Source organism: Wenzhouxiangella limi, assembly GCF_010499265.1.
Lineage (GTDB): Bacteria > Pseudomonadota > Gammaproteobacteria > Xanthomonadales > Wenzhouxiangellaceae > Wenzhouxiangella > Wenzhouxiangella limi.
On the sequence record NZ_JAAGSC010000039.1, the window covers coordinates 109,559 to 125,963 of the forward strand.

General features: G+C 66.7%; 16 protein-coding genes and 2 pseudogenes. All 18 read left to right on the top strand.

The features are described from left to right. The first annotated feature begins 419 nt into the window (after positions 1 to 419). The 18 genes and pseudogenes from flhA to G3I74_RS06325 all read left to right on the top strand — a co-directional run bounded on the left by flhA (position 420) and on the right by G3I74_RS06325 (position 16,397). Positions 420 to 2,501, top strand: coding sequence for a flagellar biosynthesis protein FlhA (gene flhA / locus G3I74_RS06245; RefSeq protein ID WP_164210716.1), 2,082 nt, complete (start codon positions 420 to 422; stop codon positions 2,499 to 2,501). Positions 2,502 to 2,557: 56 nt separating this feature from the next. After that, a complete protein-coding gene (flhF, locus tag G3I74_RS06250) occupies positions 2,558 to 3,892 on the top strand; it encodes a flagellar biosynthesis GTPase FlhF (RefSeq protein ID WP_164210717.1) in 1,335 nt (444 codons plus the stop codon). Then, positions 3,879 to 4,763 (top strand): MinD/ParA family protein, encoded by an 885-nt coding sequence (locus G3I74_RS06255; protein WP_164210718.1) that lies wholly within the window; start codon positions 3,879 to 3,881, stop codon positions 4,761 to 4,763. The genes flhF and G3I74_RS06255 overlap by 14 nt, the downstream gene beginning before the upstream one ends. Then, positions 4,760 to 5,479 (top strand): RNA polymerase sigma factor FliA, encoded by a 720-nt coding sequence (locus G3I74_RS06260; protein ID WP_338063070.1) that lies wholly within the window; start codon positions 4,760 to 4,762, stop codon positions 5,477 to 5,479. Before G3I74_RS06255 ends, G3I74_RS06260 begins: the two co-directional genes overlap by 4 nt. Before the next feature lie 43 nt (positions 5,480 to 5,522). Next, complete coding sequence (gene cheY / locus G3I74_RS06265; protein WP_164210720.1) at positions 5,523 to 5,915, top strand: chemotaxis response regulator CheY; 393 nt, start codon at positions 5,523 to 5,525, stop codon at positions 5,913 to 5,915. Positions 5,916 to 5,948: 33 nt separating this feature from the next. After that, a complete protein-coding gene (locus G3I74_RS06270) occupies positions 5,949 to 6,653 on the top strand; it encodes a protein phosphatase CheZ (RefSeq protein ID WP_164210721.1) in 705 nt (234 codons plus the stop codon). 15 nt (positions 6,654 to 6,668) lie between these two features. After that, entirely contained in the window at positions 6,669 to 8,744 is a 2,076-nt protein-coding gene (locus G3I74_RS06275) for a chemotaxis protein CheA (protein WP_164210722.1), read from the top strand. Positions 8,745 to 8,758: 14 nt separating this feature from the next. Beyond that, on the top strand, positions 8,759 to 9,499 hold the full coding sequence (locus tag G3I74_RS06280) for a flagellar motor protein (protein ID WP_164210723.1): 741 nt from the start codon (positions 8,759 to 8,761) through the stop codon (positions 9,497 to 9,499). Positions 9,500 to 9,513: 14 nt separating this feature from the next. Further along, positions 9,514 to 10,419: a flagellar motor protein MotD gene (gene motD, locus G3I74_RS06285; protein WP_164210724.1), complete on the top strand. Its 906-nt coding sequence runs from the start codon at positions 9,514 to 9,516 to the stop codon at positions 10,417 to 10,419. Continuing rightward, positions 10,416 to 11,201 carry a ParA family protein gene (locus G3I74_RS06290; protein ID WP_164210725.1) on the top strand — a complete coding sequence of 262 codons (786 nt, stop codon included), beginning with the start codon at positions 10,416 to 10,418 and terminating at the stop codon, positions 11,199 to 11,201. Before motD ends, G3I74_RS06290 begins: the two co-directional genes overlap by 4 nt. Then, entirely contained in the window at positions 11,198 to 11,890 is a 693-nt protein-coding gene (locus G3I74_RS06295) for a hypothetical protein (protein WP_164210726.1), read from the top strand. The genes G3I74_RS06290 and G3I74_RS06295 overlap by 4 nt, the downstream gene beginning before the upstream one ends. Before the next feature lie 88 nt (positions 11,891 to 11,978). Further along, positions 11,979 to 12,461, top strand: coding sequence for a chemotaxis protein CheW (locus tag G3I74_RS06300; protein ID WP_164210727.1), 483 nt, complete (start codon positions 11,979 to 11,981; stop codon positions 12,459 to 12,461). Continuing rightward, positions 12,461 to 12,655 (top strand): hypothetical protein, encoded by a 195-nt coding sequence (locus tag G3I74_RS06305; protein WP_164210728.1) that lies wholly within the window; start codon positions 12,461 to 12,463, stop codon positions 12,653 to 12,655. The genes G3I74_RS06300 and G3I74_RS06305 overlap by 1 nt, the downstream gene beginning before the upstream one ends. A 68-nt stretch (positions 12,656 to 12,723) precedes the next feature. Further along, a complete protein-coding gene (locus G3I74_RS06310) occupies positions 12,724 to 13,233 on the top strand; it encodes a chemotaxis protein CheW (protein ID WP_164210729.1) in 510 nt (169 codons plus the stop codon). Positions 13,234 to 13,295: 62 nt separating this feature from the next. Then, positions 13,296 to 13,802, top strand: a pseudogene (locus tag G3I74_RS15885) (MCP four helix bundle domain-containing protein); the annotation flags it as partial. Between the two features lie 264 nt (positions 13,803 to 14,066). Then, positions 14,067 to 14,963: pseudogene (locus tag G3I74_RS06315) on the top strand (methyl-accepting chemotaxis protein); the annotation flags it as partial. Between the two features lie 19 nt (positions 14,964 to 14,982). Further along, complete coding sequence (locus G3I74_RS06320; RefSeq protein ID WP_164210730.1) at positions 14,983 to 15,807, top strand: CheR family methyltransferase; 825 nt, start codon at positions 14,983 to 14,985, stop codon at positions 15,805 to 15,807. Further along, positions 15,804 to 16,397: a chemotaxis protein CheD gene (locus G3I74_RS06325; protein WP_164210731.1), complete on the top strand. Its 594-nt coding sequence runs from the start codon at positions 15,804 to 15,806 to the stop codon at positions 16,395 to 16,397. The genes G3I74_RS06320 and G3I74_RS06325 overlap by 4 nt, the downstream gene beginning before the upstream one ends. Positions 16,398 to 16,405: the final 8 nt, after the last annotated feature.

A 16,405-nucleotide genomic window follows, 5' to 3' on the forward strand; every position in this document is an offset into this window, starting at 1 on the left:
CACCCCGCAACAGGCGCCCGAAAAACCTTCCACAAACCTGTCAGATCGGGTGGTGGTGGACGCCCCGCCGCCGCAGACGGCAGCGGAAATCAGCAGGCAGCCATCCGCCCGTCATCCGCAGCACCTGCCTTCAGCCGAAACCGGATCCCGCCCCGCGCCAGAGACCAGACCTAAAAGCGCCCAAAAGCCACCGCGCGATCCGCGTCCACCCACATCGATGCCGCCGGAGGCGGCGGGGCGTCCACCACCACCCGATCCTTCTCCATCGCGCGGTGCCGACGGAGGCGACGGGGCGTCCGGCAGCACCCGATCCATCTCCGCCCTGACGAAACAACCGCTGAAATTTCAGCCACCTAAACCCGTGGCCTGTTTTTTGCAGTTAACGGGCCGACCCGAACAGCAACCCGGAACAGACTTCAATGGACAGCACCAACCTGCCGGTGTTTATGCAGCGGATTTCGATCATCGGACTGGCGGCACCGCTGCTGGTTCTGGTCGTGCTGGCGATGGTGGTCCTGCCGCTGCCACCGTTGATGCTGGACATGCTGTTCACCTTCAACATCAGCCTTTCCATCGCCGTCATACTCGGCGTGATCTACGTCGCCCGGCCGCTGGAGTTCGGGGTCTTCCCGACCGTGCTGCTGGTCGCCACCCTGTTGCGCCTGGCGCTCAATATCGCCTCCACGCGCCTGGTCCTGCTGGAAGGGCATACCGGGACCGATGCGGCCGGCAAGGTCATCGAGTCCTTCGGCCAGTTCGTGATCGGCGGCAACTACGCCGTCGGTATCGTGGTGTTCGCCATCCTGGTGGTGATCAACTTCGTCGTCGTGACCAAGGGTGCAACCCGGGTCTCGGAGGTCAGCGCACGCTTTACCCTGGACGCCATGCCCGGCAAGCAGATGGCGATCGATGCCGACATGAACGCCGGCGTCATCAGCCAGGACGAGGCCCGCCAGCGGCGCGAAGAGGTCCGCCAGGAAGGGGATTTTTACGGCGCCATGGACGGTGCCTCGAAGTTCGTGCGCGGCGATGCCGTGGCCGGCATCATCATTCTGGTCATCAACCTGATCGGCGGGCTGCTGATCGGGATCTTCCAGCGCGACATGGCCTTTGCCGGCGCGGTCGAAGTGTATGCCTTGCTGACCGTGGGCGACGGCCTGGTGGCGCAGATCCCGTCGCTGCTGCTGTCGACCTCGGTGGCCATCATCGTTACCCGCATGTCGCGTTCGCAGGACATGGGCTCGGAGGTCATCACCCAGGTTTTCGGCGATCCGCGCGTGCTGGCACTGACCGCCATCCTGCTGGGCATGATGGGGATCGTGCCGGGCATGCCCAACATGGCTTTCCTGCTGCTGGCGGGGCTGTCGGGCGCGGCGGCCTGGTGGCAGTACACCCAGCGCCAGGCGGCCGAGCAGGCCGGAGAGGCCGAGGCGCAGAAACAGATCGAGGCCAAGCCTGAGGCGCCGCGCGAGCTGGGCTGGGACGACGTCTCGCAGACCGACCCGGTGGGGCTGGAAGTCGGCTATCGGCTGGTGCCGCTGGTCGACAGCCGCCAGGGCGGCGAGCTGATGGCGCGGGTCAAGGGCGTGCGCAAGAAGCTCTCGCAGCAGCTGGGCTTTCTGATTCCGCCGGTCCACATCCGCGACAACCTCGAACTGCCGCCGACCAAGTACCGGATCACCGTGTTCGGCGTGCCTACCGCCGAGGCCGAAATTCATCCCGACCGCGAGCTGGCGATCAACCCCGGCGGGGTCAGCGGCCAGCTGCAGGGCATCGACACCACCGATCCGGCCTTCGGCATGCCCGCGGTGTGGATCGAGCCGGGCAGCCGCGAACACGCCCAGACGCTGGGCTATACGGTGGCCGACTCGGCCACCGTGATCGCCACTCACATGAGCCAGATCATGCAAAAGCACGCCCACGAGCTGCTCGGTCACCAGGACGTCCAGCAGCTGCTCGACGTGCTGGCCAAGACCTCGCCCAAGCTGGTCGAGGAGCTGGTGCCCAAGACCCTGCCGCTGGCGACCGTGGCCCGGGTCTTGCAAAGCCTTTTGGCCGAGAAGGTGCCGATTCGCAACCTGCGCACGATTTGCCAGGCCCTGCTTGAGCACGGCGCGCGCACCCAGGATCCGGATGCGCTGCTGGCCGAGGTCCGGGTTGCGCTGGGTCGCCAGATCGTCCAGGAGATCAATGGCATGAACGAACAGATGCCGGTCATCACGCTGGCCCCGGAGCTGGAACAGATGCTCCACGACCTGTCCCAGAAAGGCGGCGGCGGGGCGCTGGAACCGGGCCTGGCCGAGCGCATGCAGACATCGCTGCAGCGCACCACGCGCGAACAGGAAGCCCGCGGTGAGGCCGCCGTGCTGCTGGTGCCGCCGAGCATCCGCGGCATGCTGGCGCGCTTTGTGCGCCAGGCGGTCAGCGGCCTGCACGTGCTGGCCCACAACGAAATCCCCGACGACAAGCAGCTGCGGCTGGTCGGGTCGGTGGCGCGCTGATGTCGACGCGCAAGCGTCTGCCAGCCGCCGAATGAGCAACGAGGAAGCCGAGCGATATGAAAATCAAGCGATACATGGCACCGGACATGCGCCAGGCACTGAAAATGGTCCGCAAGGAACAGGGTCCCGACGCGGTGATTCTTTCCAGCCGCCGGGTCAACGGCGGGCTGGAGCTGATCGCGGCGGTCGACTACGACGAAAGCCTGGTCGAGCAGGCGGTTCGCCACGGCCAGGACGAGGCGGCCGCCGCGCTGACGCGCGAACCGGGTCGTGCCGACAGCCCGAGTGAGGGTCACGGCGCGCCGGCGTCGGAGCGCGCTGAAGGCCGCTCGCCGGTCGATGACTTGCTCGAGGCCGAGGACGCCGGGGCAGCCGCCTCGTCGCAGGCGTCGCCAGCACCCCGACCGCGACCGCAGGGACGCCGCAAGCCCGAGATCGTGTGGTCGCAGGAACCCACCCTGGTCAGCATGCGCGCCGAGATCAACGCCCTGCGCCGCATTCTGGAAGGGCAGCTGTCGAGCCTGGCCTGGAACGACCTGGCCCGGCGCAGCCCGGCGCGGGCGGCGATCCTGCGCCAGCTGCTGCACCTGGGCCTGGCGCCCGAGCTTGCCCAGGAACTGGCCAACGGCCTGGAAGGCGAGGCTGACGACTTCGGCGTCGGCTGGCGCCAGGTGCTGGGCGAGCTGGCCCAGCGCCTGCCGGTCTGCGAGACCGAGCCGCTGGACACCGGCGGGGTGATCGCCCTGGTCGGCGCGACCGGCGTCGGCAAGACCACCACCATCGCCAAACTGGCCGCGCGTTACGCCCACCAGCACGGCCCGGAAAGCGTGGCCCTGATCAGCGCCGACGATTACCGCGTTGGCGCCCAGGAGCAGCTGTTCACCTACGGCCGAATGCTCAACATCCCGGTCTACGTGGCAACCACGGCCGCCCAGCTCACCGAGCGCATCGGCCGCCTGAGCCATGCCCGCCTGATTCTGCTCGACACCGCCGGGGTCGGGGCGCGCGATGCCCGCCTGGAGCGTTCGCTGGAATCGCTGGAAAGCGCCGGGCGGCCATTGCTACCCTATCTGGTCCTGGCCGCCAACTCGCAGCTGCCGGCGCTGGATGAGTCCGTGTCGGCCTTCAGCCGCCTGCCGCTGGCCGGTTGCGTGGTCACCAAGCTCGACGAAGCGGCCAGTCTGGGCGGTCTGTTGAGCGTTCTGGTCCGCCATCGCCTGCCGATCGCCTATAGTACGGATGGGCAGGAGGTGCCCGAGCATCTGCGCCGGGCGAGCGCGCGCAATCTCGTGCGCCGGGCGCACGAACTGACAAAACCGGAAGAAGACGAGATGGATGACGACGTGTTTGCCCAGCAGCTGGGCCGGAGCGCCGAGTATGCCTTTGGTTGAGGGCGGTAACCAGGCCGCCGGACTGGCCGCCCCGACGGGTCGCAGACCGGTCCAGGTGATCGCCGTGGCCAGCGGCAAGGGCGGGGTGGGCAAGACCAACGTCTCGGTCAACCTGGCCACGGTCCAGGCGCTGCGCGGGCGCAAGGTCTGGATGCTCGACGCCGACCTGGGCCTGGCCAACGTTGACGTGCTGCTGGGGCTGAACGTGCGGCGCAACCTGTCGCACGTGCTCGACGGCAGCTGCGAGCTGGCCGATATCGTCGTCGAAGGGCCGGGCGGCATGAAGATCGTGCCGGCCTCGTCGGGGGTCGCCCGCATGACCAACCTCGGCCCCGCCGAGTGCGGCGGCCTGATCCAGGCGTTTTCCGAAGTGGCTGATGATGTGGACTTGCTGGTGGTCGACACCGCCGCCGGCATCAGTACGTCGGTGACGATGTTCGCCCGGGCGGCGCACCACGCGCTGGTGGTGGTGTGCGATGAGCCGGCCTCGATCACCGACGCCTACGCCCTGATCAAGGTGCTGGTGCGCGATCACGGCATGCACCAGGTCCAGGTGCTGGCCAACATGGTCCGCAGTCCGGCCGAGGGCAAGGCGCTCTACAACAAGATCGCGCGCGTCACCGACCGCTACCTGGACGTGAGCCTCAACTATGCCGGCTACGTCCCGTACGACGATTTTCTGCGCAAGGCCCTGCAGCGTCAGCAGCCGGTGGTGAGCGTGTACCCCGAGTCGCGTTCTTCGACCGCATTCAAGAAACTGGCCGATATGGCCGATACATGGAGTGTGCCTTCAGGTCCCGGCGGGCACCTCGAGTTTTTCTTCGAGCGGGCGCTGGGCGGCGACGGAACGGCCGCGGAGGCGCGTCCGTGAACCTGTCGGCTGAATACCAGGCGGTCGGGCACCTGTCGCAGGACAGCCTGGTGCGCCGGTATTCATCGCTGGTCCGCCGGGTGGCGTATCACCTGGCCGGCCGCTTGCCCGACAGCGTCGACGTCGACGACCTGATCCAGGCCGGTATGCTGGGCCTGATCGAGGCCGCCGGCAAATACAGGGGAGAACAGGGTGCCAGCTTCGAGACCTACGCCAGCATCCGGATGCGCGGTGCCATGCTCGACGAGCTGCGCCGCACCGACTGGGTGCCGCGTTCGGTCCATCGCAGCGTGCGCGAAATGGTCGAGGCGGTGCAGCGGGCCGAAACGCGGCTGGGCCGGCACGCCACCGACACCGAGATCGCGGCCGAGCTGGGCGTATCGCTGGAGCGCTACCACGAGATCGCGCGCGAGGCGGTCAGCTGCCGGATGTTCAGCACCGAGGAGCTGGCGCCGTCGCCCGACAGCGGTTTGCTCTCTTCCAGCCAGGCCGGACCCGAAGAAGGGCTGGCCCAACGGAAGACGCAGGATGCGCTGGCCGGGGCGATCACCCAGTTGCCCGAGCGCGAGGCGCTGGTCATGAGTCTGTATTACTCCGACGAGCTCAACATGCGCGAAATCGGCGAAGTCCTCGGGGTCAGCGAGTCGCGGGTCTGCCAATTGCATGGTCAGGCCCTGGCGCGTTTGCGGGCCCGTCTGGTCGAGTGGCGCCAGTGATGGCAAGCGACCGGCAATCAATGAATACGGAGGCTTGAAGGTTTTGGACAAGAATATGCAGATTCTGGTGGTCGACGACTTCTCGACCATGCGCAGAATTGTCAAGAACGTGCTCCGCGAACTGGGCTTCAACAACATCAAGGAAGCCGACGACGGGGCGCCCGCGCTGCAGATCCTGAAGTCGAGCAAGATCGACTTTGTCGTCACCGACTGGAACATGCCGGGCATGGACGGGCTGAGTCTTTTGAAGGCCATCCGCGCCGACGAAAAACTCAAAAGCATCCCGGTGCTGATGGTGACCGCCGAGGCCAAGCGCGAGCAGATCATCGAGGCCGCGCAGTCCGGGGTCAACGGTTACGTGGTCAAGCCGTTTACCGCCCAGACGCTGAAAGTGAAGATGGAAAAGGTCTTTGAGCGCATCGAGGCGTCGAAGTGACCGGCCTTGCAAAAGAACTTCGGGGAGCACAGCATGACTGACAGCAATACGTCCATCGACGACTACATTCCAGCCCTGGAGCGCCTGCTTAAAACCGCACGCGGCGGCGACGAGGAACGCTTTCTGGCCCAGCTCGACGACCTGACGTCGCTGCGTGAACGGGCCATGTTCCAGGATATTGGCCGCCTGACCCGGCAGCTGCACGAATCGCTGACCAACTTCCAGCTCGATTCGCGGGTGGCCAGCCTGGCGACCTCCGATTTCCCGGACGCCCGGGATCGCCTCGACCGGGTCATCGAGATGACCGAGCAGTCCGCCCACCGGACCATGGACCTGGTCGAGGAGGCCGTGCCCGTGGTCGAGCAGATACTGACCGGCGCCGACCAGGTCGAAAGCCGCTGGGCAGCCCTTGATGCCGGCGACCAGGTCAACGAAGCGCTGGTCGCCCGGACGCGCCAGTTCGTCGGCCAGGTCGCCGACCAGGCGCTGACCCTGCGCAAGACCTTCTCGGACGTGCTGATCGCGCAGAACTTTCAGGACCTGTCGGGCCAGATCATTCGCGACATCATCGGCCTGGTCAAGGAAGTCGAGGACACGCTGGTCAACATGATCCGCATTTCCGGACGCTCTGCCGACCTGGTCGAGCAGCAGGCCGATGCCCGCCGCCGGCGCGAGGACAGCGATCGCGCCCGTAACCAGGACGATGTGGACGACATCCTCTCGAGCCTGGGGTTCTGATCCGGAGTCCGTGTCATGAGTTTCCAACTCGACGACAGCATCCTGGAAGACTTCATTGCCGAGGCCGGCGAGCTGGTCGACGGGTTGGGTGAAGAGCTGGTCCAGCTTGAGCAGCAGCCGGACGACCCGGCCCTGCTCAACAGCATCTTCCGGGCCTTTCATACCGTCAAGGGCGGCGCCGGTTTCCTCAACCTGGGCTCGCTGGTCGAGACCTGTCACTCGGCCGAAAACGTTTTTGATGCCCTGCGTCGCGGTGACCTGGAGCTCAATGCCGACATCATGGACGCGGTGCTGCAGGCGCTGGACGTGGTCACCGACAACATGGACAGTCTGCGCGCCGGCGAGGAGCTGGCGCCGCCGGCGCCGGAACTGATCCAGACGCTGCGTGGATTCGTCTCCGGGCCGCAAACCGAGCCTGCAACCGAGCCGCCGCCTCCTGCCGAACACAAGCCGGTTGAAGAGAAGCCGGCCGAACCCGCGGCGCTGGATCCGGCCGACCAGGCTTTCGAGGCCATGCTGGCCGAAGCCCAGGGGGACGGTGCCGGGAGCGAGGGCGCCGACAGCGACGATTCCGACCTGATTACCGACGACGAGTTCGAAGCCCTGCTTGATCAACTCGAGGGCAAGACGCCGGAGGCCACGCCGGCGCCGACTGCAGCGCCGGCCGCGGCGGCGCCGGCCGAGCCGGCCTCCGACGAGATCACCGACGACGAGTTCGAGGCCCTGCTCGACGACCTGCACGGCCAGGGCAAGGCGCCGACGCCGCAGGACGGGGCCGAGGCCGCGCCCGCGGCGGCCCCGGCCGAACCGCCGCCGCCCGCGGCAACGGCTGCCCCCGAAAAACCGGCGGCGCCGCCAGAGCCGGCCGCGGCGCCGGCCGGCAACAAGGCCGATGCGGCCGTGGCGCGGGCGGTCAAGAAGGCCGCCGCACCCCAGGAGACCAGCGTGCGCGTCGACGTCTCGCGCCTGGATGCGGTGATGAATCTGGTCGGCGAGCTGGTTCTGGTTCGCAATCGCCTGGTCAATCTCGGTGCTTCGCTGCACAACGAAGAACTGCAGAAAGCCGTGGCCAACCTCGACCTGGTCACCGGCGATCTCCAGATGGGGGTCATGCAGACCCGGATGCAGCCCATCCGCAAGGTCTTTTCGCGTTTCCCGCGCCTGACCCGGGACCTGGCCCGCACGCTCAATAAAGAGATCAACCTCGAGATGCGCGGCGAGGAAACCGACCTCGACAAGAACCTGGTCGAGGCCCTGGCCGATCCGCTGATCCACCTGGTGCGCAACTCGCTCGACCACGGCATCGAGATGCCCGACGAGCGCGAAGCCGCCGGCAAGCCGCGCGCCGGCACGGTCGAACTGGCCGCCGAGCAGCAGGGCGACCATATCGTCATCACCATCGGTGACGACGGCGCCGGCATCGACGCCGACCGCCTGCGCGACAAGGCGGTCAAGAAAGGCCAGGTGTCGGAAGAGGCCGCAGCCAAGATGACCCGGCAGGAGTGTTTTGCGCTGATGTTCGCTCCCGGGCTTTCGACCTGCGACAAGGTCTCGGAGGTCTCGGGGCGCGGGGTCGGCATGGACGTGGTCAAGACGCGCATGGCCGAACTCAACGGGGTCATCGACATCGATTCAGAGCCAGGGGTGGGGACCACCATCCAGGTTCGCGTCCCGCTGACGCTGGCCATCCTGCCGACCCTGATGGTTCGGCTGCGCCAGCGCATCTTTGCCTTTCCGCTGACCCACGTCGTCGAGGTGTTTTTTCTCGACCGCTCGCGGGTGCGCCGGGTCGAGGGGCGCGAGGTCATCATGGTGCGCGGCAAGCCACTGCCGCTGGTGTTTCTGCATCGCCATCTGCTGCGCGGGGTCAGCGAGCCGGAAGGCGTGGGCTATGTCGTCGTCCTGCAGATCGGCAACGAAAAGATGGGGTTTGTCACCGACGACGTGCTCGGTCAGGAAGAAGTGGTGATCAAGCCGCTGGGCGCGCTGCTGCACGGCATCCGCGGCTTTGCCGGGGCAACCATTACCGGTGACGGCAAGATTGCCCTGATCATCGACGTCAACGGCCTGCTGCGCTCGGTCGGGGGCTGAGCCGGGACCGTCCCATGGATGTGCTCAGCATCATCGGCTTTCTGCTGGCCTCGATCGCGCTGATCGGCGGCAGCATGGCCAAGGGCAGCGGGCTGGTCGCGCTGCTCGATTCGGCCGCTTTTCTGATCGTCATCTTCGGCACCGCCGCGGCCGGGCTGGTGCACACGCCGATGAGCACCATGAAGCACGCCCTGGGTATTTTCGTATGGGTGTTCGTGCCACCGCGCATCGAGGCCGAAGCCATGGTCGAAAAGCTGCTCCAGTGGAGCCAGGTGGCCCGCCGCCAGGGCCTGCTGGGGCTGGAAGCGCAGGTCGAGGACGAGACCGATCCGTTTATCCAGAAAGCCCTGCAGTTGCTGGTCGACGGCGGTGAACCGGACGTGATCCAGGACATCATGGAAGTCGAACTGGATACCCGCGAAGAAAAAGACCTGAACGCGGCCAGGGTGTTCGAGTCTTTCGGAATTTACGCCCCCACGCTGGGCATCATCGGCGCCGTCATGGGTCTGATGTCGGTGATGCAGAATCTGGCCGATCCGTCCAAGCTGGGTCCCGGCATCTCGGCCGCCTTCGTGGCCACTATTTACGGCATCGCCTCGGCCAACCTGTTCTTCCTGCCGGTGGCCGGCAAGCTCAAAAGCGTGATCAAGGACCAGACCCGGATGCATGCGCTCATCGTTGAAGGGGTGGTGTCGATCGCGCGCGGGGAAAATCCGCGCAATATCGAAACCAAGCTGCGCGGCTTTCTGGCCTGATCGGGGAATGGGCGATGGGCCGACGGCGAAAAAAAGTCGAGGAACACGGCAACCACGAGGGCTGGGCCATCCCCTATGGCGATCTGATCACCCTGCTGCTGGCTTTCTTCGTCGTGATGTACTCGGTCTCTTCGGTCAACGAAGGGGAGTACCGCGTGTTATCCGAGACCCTGCTGGCCGCGTTCCGGGGTGAGCCCCGGACCCCCCAGCCGATCCGGATCGGCGATGAGCGCGCAGGCACGATCCGGGAGGATGTTGAGCTGGACCCGATCCCGCGCAGCCTGGTCGACCAGCCGCCGCTGGAGCGGCTTGAAGAGTCCGGCGACGGCGACGGCGAGGCCGTGGCGCTGGAAGAAGACCCCGGCGAGGAAACCCGCCGGATCGCCCTGGAAGATCGTGCCCGCGATATCGAGGCCGGGCTGCGGATCATGGCCGAAGAGGTCCGCCAGTCGCTGGGCGAGCTGATCGAGCTGGAAAACATCCGGGTGCGCGAAAGCCCGTTCTGGCTGGAGCTGGAGGTCGAAACCGATATCCTTTTTCCCAGCGGTTCGGCGACCGTCAGCGCCGCCGCCCGGCCGGTGCTCGAGCAGATCGCCGAGATCCTGCAGCCGTTTCCGAACCCGGTTCGGGTCGAAGGCCATACCGACAACGTGCCGATTTCCACCGCGCTGTTTCCCTCCAACTGGGAGCTGTCTGCCGCGCGCGCGGCCAACGTCGTGCGCCTGTTCCAGGACGCCGGGATCGACGCGGAGCGGCTGGCGGCCATCGGCATGGGCGAGTACCGGCCGACAGCCGACAACGCCACGGCCGAGGGCCGCAATCTCAACCGGCGGGTGCTGATCGTGGTGCTGGCGGCCGACGCGCCGGAAGGACCGGACTCGCTGTATGGTCGCTATGACGAGACCGGGGAGAACGGATGAAGACCTGGGTGGTGGCCAACCAGAAAGGCGGCGTGGGCAAGACCACCGTGGCCGTGACGCTGGGCGGCTGGCTGGTCGATAAGGGCAAGCGCGTGCTGCTTGTGGACATGGATCCGCAGTGTTCCCTGAGCGCTTATTTCGGCTTTGAACCCGATCGCATCGAGGCCAGCGTCTACGACCTGTTCACCCATCCCGATCGCGATCCGTCCGAAGTGGTCGTGGCGAGCAATATCGACGGCATCGACGTGCTGCCCGCCACGCCGGCGATGGCCACGCTGGACCGCCAGCTGGGTCAGCGCCAGGGCCAGGGGCTGGTCCTGAGCCGGGCGCTGCGCCAGCTCGCCGAGGGCTACAGCCATGCCCTGGTCGACTGCTCGCCGAGCCTGGGCGTGCTCATGGTCAACGCCCTGGCGGCGGCCGACCGCGTGCTGGTCCCGACCCAGACCGAATACATGGCGCTCAAGGGCCTGGAGCGGATGTTGCGCACGCTGACCATGATCAATCGCTCGCGCTCGACCCGGCTGCCCTGCCTGATCATCCCGACCATGTTCGACCGGCGCACCCGCGCCTCGGTCGGCGCCCTGGAGGAGCTGCGCCAGCAGCACGGCGACGAGCTCTGGCGTGAAGTGATCCCGGTCGATACCCAGTTCCGCGAGGCCAGCCGAAACGGTCTGCCGCTGCCCCAGCACCTGCCGCAAAGTCGCGGCGCCCAGGCTTTTCGCCAGCTGCTGAGCGAGTTGCTGGCCGCTGAAGCCGCAGGGCATGACGAGGAGGCGGCATGAGCGCAAAGACGCCTTCGCGCACGCACCAGGAAGCGCTGGCCGACTACCTCGACGAGCTGCTGCACGAGGACCCGGCGCCGACCGAATCGCCGCGCGAGGTCGCGGGTTCTGCGACCGCGCCGGAGCACGTGCCCGACCCGGTGGCATCGAAACTGCCGGAGGCCACGCGCTGGTCCGAACTCTCGGCCGTGCCGGAGCCCGAGCCCGAGCCCGAGCCCGAGCCGGAGCCGGAGCCGGGCGTGGCGCTTTCCTGCGGCCGGATTCTGCCCGACGACGAGCGCTACTACCGCTTTGTCGTCGGCGGACTCAACCTGGCCATTCCCGCCGTTCGGGTGAGCGCCGAGCTGGCGCCGGAGGGGACCTTCGCCGGCCCGCCCGACGCCCTGGTCCGCACCCTGAACCCGCCCTCGGGCAGTCCGTTGCCGGTGGTCGATCTGGCCCGCCTGATGCTGCCGCCGTCGGCGCCGGCCCTGCAGCGGCCGCTGGCCGAGCGGGCGACGATGCTGGTGGTGCTGGACGACGGGCAGTGGGCGGTGAGCGCCGAGGGCGCCGGGAGCCTGGAGACCCTGGACGTCGAGCAGGTCTGCTGGCGGGGTGATCGAAGCGCGCGCGCCTGGCTGGCCGGCACCGTCGCCGAACGCCGTCTGGCCCTGCTGGATCTTGACGCGCTGGCGGGGATGTTGCCGTGACCGCGCGATTCGACCGCGCGATGGCGCCCCGGCTGGCCTGCATTTTGCTGGATCATCCAGCCAGAAGCGGATGCGAAGGAATACCGGCATGAGCGCGGTGATCGATACAGCACTGGAGGACAAGAACACCGGCCCCCGTGAGGAGTGGCTGCAGTTTCTGCTCGACGAGCAGTCCTATGGTCTCAACGTTCTGCAGATCCAGGAAATCCTGTACGGTGGCCTGATCGAGCCCGTGCCCGGATCGCCGCCGCACGTGCTGGGTGTGATCAACCTGCGTGGCAGCATTGTCACCGTGGTCGATACCCGGATGCGCCTGGGGCTCGCCTCCAGGGAGCCGGGTGAGTCGGAATGGATCGTGGTGCTGGACGTTCTGGGAGAGACGGTGGGCCTGATGGTCGATGAAGTGCTGGAGGTCCATATCTTCAATCCCGAAGAAGTGGAGAAGATGGGCGGAGCCGACCTGGTGGGCCACGAGGCCCACGTCAGCGGCGTGATCGAACTCGATTCGATCGGCATGCTGATCCTGCTGGACGCGGCCAGCGTGTCGGGGCTGAGACGGGAGGATGCGTGATGCTTCATGCCCAGATCGATCACATCAACCCACTCCAGCCGGTGCCGTCTGGGCCGGGAGTGCGAAAGAAGAAACGCAAGAAGGTGCCGGCCAGGGATGAACGCGCCCCGAAGCGCAGGGATAAAGGCGATCGCGACGAGCCCAGGCCGCCGCCGGATGACGACGAAGCGCCCATCATTGACGAGTACGCATGATGAACATGGCTGAGGAACGACTCAAGCCTTTTGCCGCCAGGCCGCTACTGCAGGCAAGGGGAGGGTGAATGTCTGAGAACGATCATCCGCCCGATCCGGCGACGAGACTGAATACCAAGATCCTGACCTTCGAGGTCCAGGCCGAGGATTACGGGATCGATATCAACCAGGTGCGCGAGATTCGCGGCTGGAGCGCTGTCCGGTCGGTGCCGGGAGCGGCCGATTTCGTGCTCGGTATCCTGCGCCTGCGCGGTGCGGTGATCCCGATCGTCGATCTGCGCCGGCGCCTGGGGCTGGGCGAGAGCGTGTGCGACCAGCGCACCGTGGTCATCATCGTTGCCCTGGGGCACGGCCAGATGGTCAACAACGTGGGCCTGGTGGTCGACAGCGTTTCGGACGTGGTGGATCTGGCCCAGGGTCGGCTGCTGGCTTCGCCGGAACTCGGAACGCCGGCACAAAAGGCGTTGGTGAGAGAGGTGGCGCTGCTCGATGAGCGCATGTACCTGTTGATCGACCTGGAGCGGATTTTCGACCAGAAGGAACTGGCCGCCCTGGAAACCGTGGTGGCACCGGGCTGACCGGCCCGGCAATCAGAAAAAAGAGGCAACCGATCATGTTTGCGAAAATGAACCCGAGTCAGATGAGCGTGCGCCAGAAGCTGGTGGTCGTCGGTATTCTGCTGGCCCTGCTGGTCCTCGGCGGGCTGGGGCTGGGCCTGACCAGCGTGTGGTCGTCCAACCGCAGCATGGATTTGCTGCACGAAAACGAGATGGCCGGGGTGGTGAGCATGCTCGAGGCGCGCGATATCGCCTTTTCGACCTTCGCGGCCGTGCAGTCTTCGCTGGCCTCGCGCAGCGCATCAATCGCCCAGGAAAACGAAGCGGCGGTGCAGCGCGATCTGGCCCGCCTGAGCCAGATTTTCCAGGAAACCGGGCAGCGGGCCGAGTCGGAGCGGGCGCGCGGCCTGATGGAGCAGATCGTTGCCGCCCGCGCCGATTTTGCCGGCGTGGCGAGCGAGGCGATCGAGAGCATGGCCGCGGCCGAATATGATCGCGCCCGCTTTTTGGTTGAAACGCGCCTGGAGCCGGCCATAACGCCGCTGATGGCGCTGACCAGCGACTACGCCGAGTATCTGAGCGAACGCGCCCGCGAACGCCATGAAGGCGCGGTTCTGATCGGACAGATCGTGCTGGCGGTTTCGGTTGTGGCAGTGATCCTGCTGATTGTGGCCGTGGTCGCCATGGTGCGCTCGCTCAGCGAGAGCATCCGCCAGTCGGTGCACTCGGCGGTGGAAGTGGCTGACCGGATCGCCTCCGGCGAACTCGGTCACGAGATCGGCGTGGACAACGACAACGAACTGGGCGAACTACTGGGCCGGCTCGCCGAGATGGATCGCCGGATTGCAGAGATCGTCAGCGAGATTCTCGAGGCCTCGATGTCGGTGCGCAATGCCGCCGGCGAGATTTCGCAGGGCAACGAGGATCTGGCCCAGCGCACCCAGCAGCAGGCCTCGTCGCTGGAAGAAACCGCCTCGACCATGGAGCAGATGACCGCCTCGGTCAAGCAGAATGCCGACAACGCCAGCCAGGCCAACCAGCTGGCCAAAGGCGCGCGCGGCAAGGCTGAGACCGGGGGCGACGTGGTTCGCCGCACGATCGAGGCCATGCAGGGCATCAGCGACAGCAGCGAGCAGATTTCGGCCATTATCGGCACCATCGACGAGATCGCCTTTCAGACCAACCTGCTGGCGCTCAACGCCGCGGTCGAGGCGGCCCGTGCCGGCGAGCAGGGGCGCGGCTTCTCGGTGGTTGCCGCCGAAGTCCGCAGCCTGGCCCAGCGCAGCGCGGCAGCAGCCAAGGAAATCAAGGGCCTGATCACCGACAGCGTGCACCGGGTCGAGACCGGAAGCGAGCTGGTCGACGAGTCGGGCAAGACGCTCGAAGAGATCGTGGCCAGCGTGAAACAGGTGGCTGAAATCGTCGCTGAAATCTCGGCGGCCAGCTACGAGCAGTCGGCTGGCATCGAAGAGGTCAACCGGGCCGTGTCGCAGATGGACGAGGTCACCCAGCGCAACGCCGCGCTGGTCGAGGAGGCGGCGGCCGCCAGCCGCGCGCTGGAGGAGCAGGCCCTGCAGATGACCGAAAAGATTTCCTACTTCCGCATCCAGGGCGGTGTCTCGGCCGCGTCAAGCCCGGCGCCGAGAACCTCGGGTGCGTCGCGGTCGGCTTCCGCCCCGGCCGGCGAGTCCCGCAACAAGCCGGCCGCGGCTCCGGCCGATGAGTCCGAGGCGGTCTGGGAAGAGTTCTGAGCCCCCGGGGGCGTCGCTGATGGCCGGGCGAGAGACGCTCACGCCCGCGGAGTTCGATTTCATCCGCGGGCTGATCCGCGACTATGCCGGTATCGTCATCGGCGAAAACAAGCGCTCCATGGTCCAGGGCCGGATCACCCGGCGCATGCGCGAGCTGGGGATCCGCGATGTCGGCGAGTACCTGGACTACATCCGCACCGCGCCCGAGATCGAGCGCGATGGCCTGGCCTCGGCGCTGACCACCAACGTCACCGCCTTTTTTCGCGAAATCCACCACTTCGAGTATCTGACCACCCAGTTCCTGCCGAGCCTGCGGGGGCGCGGCCTGCGGCGGATCCGGGCCTGGTCGGCCGGCTGCTCCAGTGGCGAGGAGGCCTACTCGATCGCCATTACCCTGATGGAAGGCCTGGGCGATGAGAAGGGCTGGGATATCGGCGTCCTGGCCACCGACCTGGATTTCAACATGATCCGCTTTGCCCGCGAGGGGGTGTATCCGCTCGAGCGGGTGGGGCGGCTGCCGCCGGAGCAGCTCAAGCGCTGGTTCCTGCGCGGCGGCGGCAGCCAGGACGGCCGGGTGATGGTGCGTCCCGAACTCAAGCGCATCGTGCGCGTGATGCCGTTGAATCTTCTGGAGGAATGGCCGATGAGCGGGCCGTTCGACGTGATATTCTGCCGGAACGTGTTCATTTACTTCGATCGCGACGTCAAGGCCCGCATCGTCGACCGCTACGCCGAACTGCTGCCGGTTGGGGGGTTGCTGTTTATCGGACATTCCGAGAGCCTGCATGGGTTGACCGACCGTTTCGAGCTGATCGGCGGCACGATCTACAGGAAAAAGCAATGACCAAGGGGCCGGGAGAACAGTGGCTGCGGGTCGGCGAAACCAGTGATTTCGTCGATGCCGTCAGCGGCGAGGCGCTGACCCGCGTCCTGCTGGGCGGCGGTTATATCTCGGCCCAACCCAGGCGCTTGCTGACCCTGCTCGGTTCGTGCGTGGCGGTGTGCCTGTTCGACCCGGTCAGCGGCGTGGGCGGAATGAATCATTTCATGCTGCCGCGCGGCAATGAACGCTCGCCGCCGCCCGATGATGTGCGTTTTGGTGATGATGCGCTGCCCTGGATCCTGCACGGCGTCCTGCGGCTGGGTGCCCGTCAGGATCGCCTGCGGGCCAAGCTGTTCGGCGGGGCCAGCGCCATGGGTCCGGCCAATCGAGTCGGCTGGGATAACATCGAATTCGCCCGCGCTTACCTGGAAGGCCAGGCGATCGCGATCGTTGCCGAGGAAGTCGGCAAGCGCGTTTCGCGCCAGGTGCGCTTCGATACCCACACCGGGCGCGCGTTCGTTCGCTACGTCGATTCCGGGGATGGTCAGGTCATGCTCAAGAGCGAGCGGGCCGCAATGGCGCAGGCGGGCGCCGCTTTGCCGCAGGTTTGAGGGAGGGT

Coding starts and splice junctions, on each gene's coding strand:
- flhF (WP_164210717.1), top strand. CDS start 2,558: ATGAAAATCAAGCGATACATGGCACCGGACATGCGCCAGGCACTGAAA.
- G3I74_RS06280 (WP_164210723.1), top strand. CDS start 8,759: ATGGATGTGCTCAGCATCATCGGCTTTCTGCTGGCCTCGATCGCGCTG.
- G3I74_RS06290 (WP_164210725.1), top strand. CDS start 10,416: ATGAAGACCTGGGTGGTGGCCAACCAGAAAGGCGGCGTGGGCAAGACC.
- G3I74_RS06310 (WP_164210729.1), top strand. CDS start 12,724: ATGTCTGAGAACGATCATCCGCCCGATCCGGCGACGAGACTGAATACC.
- G3I74_RS06320 (WP_164210730.1), top strand. CDS start 14,983: ATGGCCGGGCGAGAGACGCTCACGCCCGCGGAGTTCGATTTCATCCGC.
- flhA (WP_164210716.1), top strand. CDS start 420: ATGGACAGCACCAACCTGCCGGTGTTTATGCAGCGGATTTCGATCATC.
- G3I74_RS06325 (WP_164210731.1), top strand. CDS start 15,804: ATGACCAAGGGGCCGGGAGAACAGTGGCTGCGGGTCGGCGAAACCAGT.
- G3I74_RS06305 (WP_164210728.1), top strand. CDS start 12,461: ATGCTTCATGCCCAGATCGATCACATCAACCCACTCCAGCCGGTGCCG.
- G3I74_RS06300 (WP_164210727.1), top strand. CDS start 11,979: ATGAGCGCGGTGATCGATACAGCACTGGAGGACAAGAACACCGGCCCC.
- G3I74_RS06275 (WP_164210722.1), top strand. CDS start 6,669: ATGAGTTTCCAACTCGACGACAGCATCCTGGAAGACTTCATTGCCGAG.
- motD (WP_164210724.1), top strand. CDS start 9,514: ATGGGCCGACGGCGAAAAAAAGTCGAGGAACACGGCAACCACGAGGGC.
- G3I74_RS06295 (WP_164210726.1), top strand. CDS start 11,198: ATGAGCGCAAAGACGCCTTCGCGCACGCACCAGGAAGCGCTGGCCGAC.
- G3I74_RS06270 (WP_164210721.1), top strand. CDS start 5,949: ATGACTGACAGCAATACGTCCATCGACGACTACATTCCAGCCCTGGAG.
- G3I74_RS06255 (WP_164210718.1), top strand. CDS start 3,879: ATGCCTTTGGTTGAGGGCGGTAACCAGGCCGCCGGACTGGCCGCCCCG.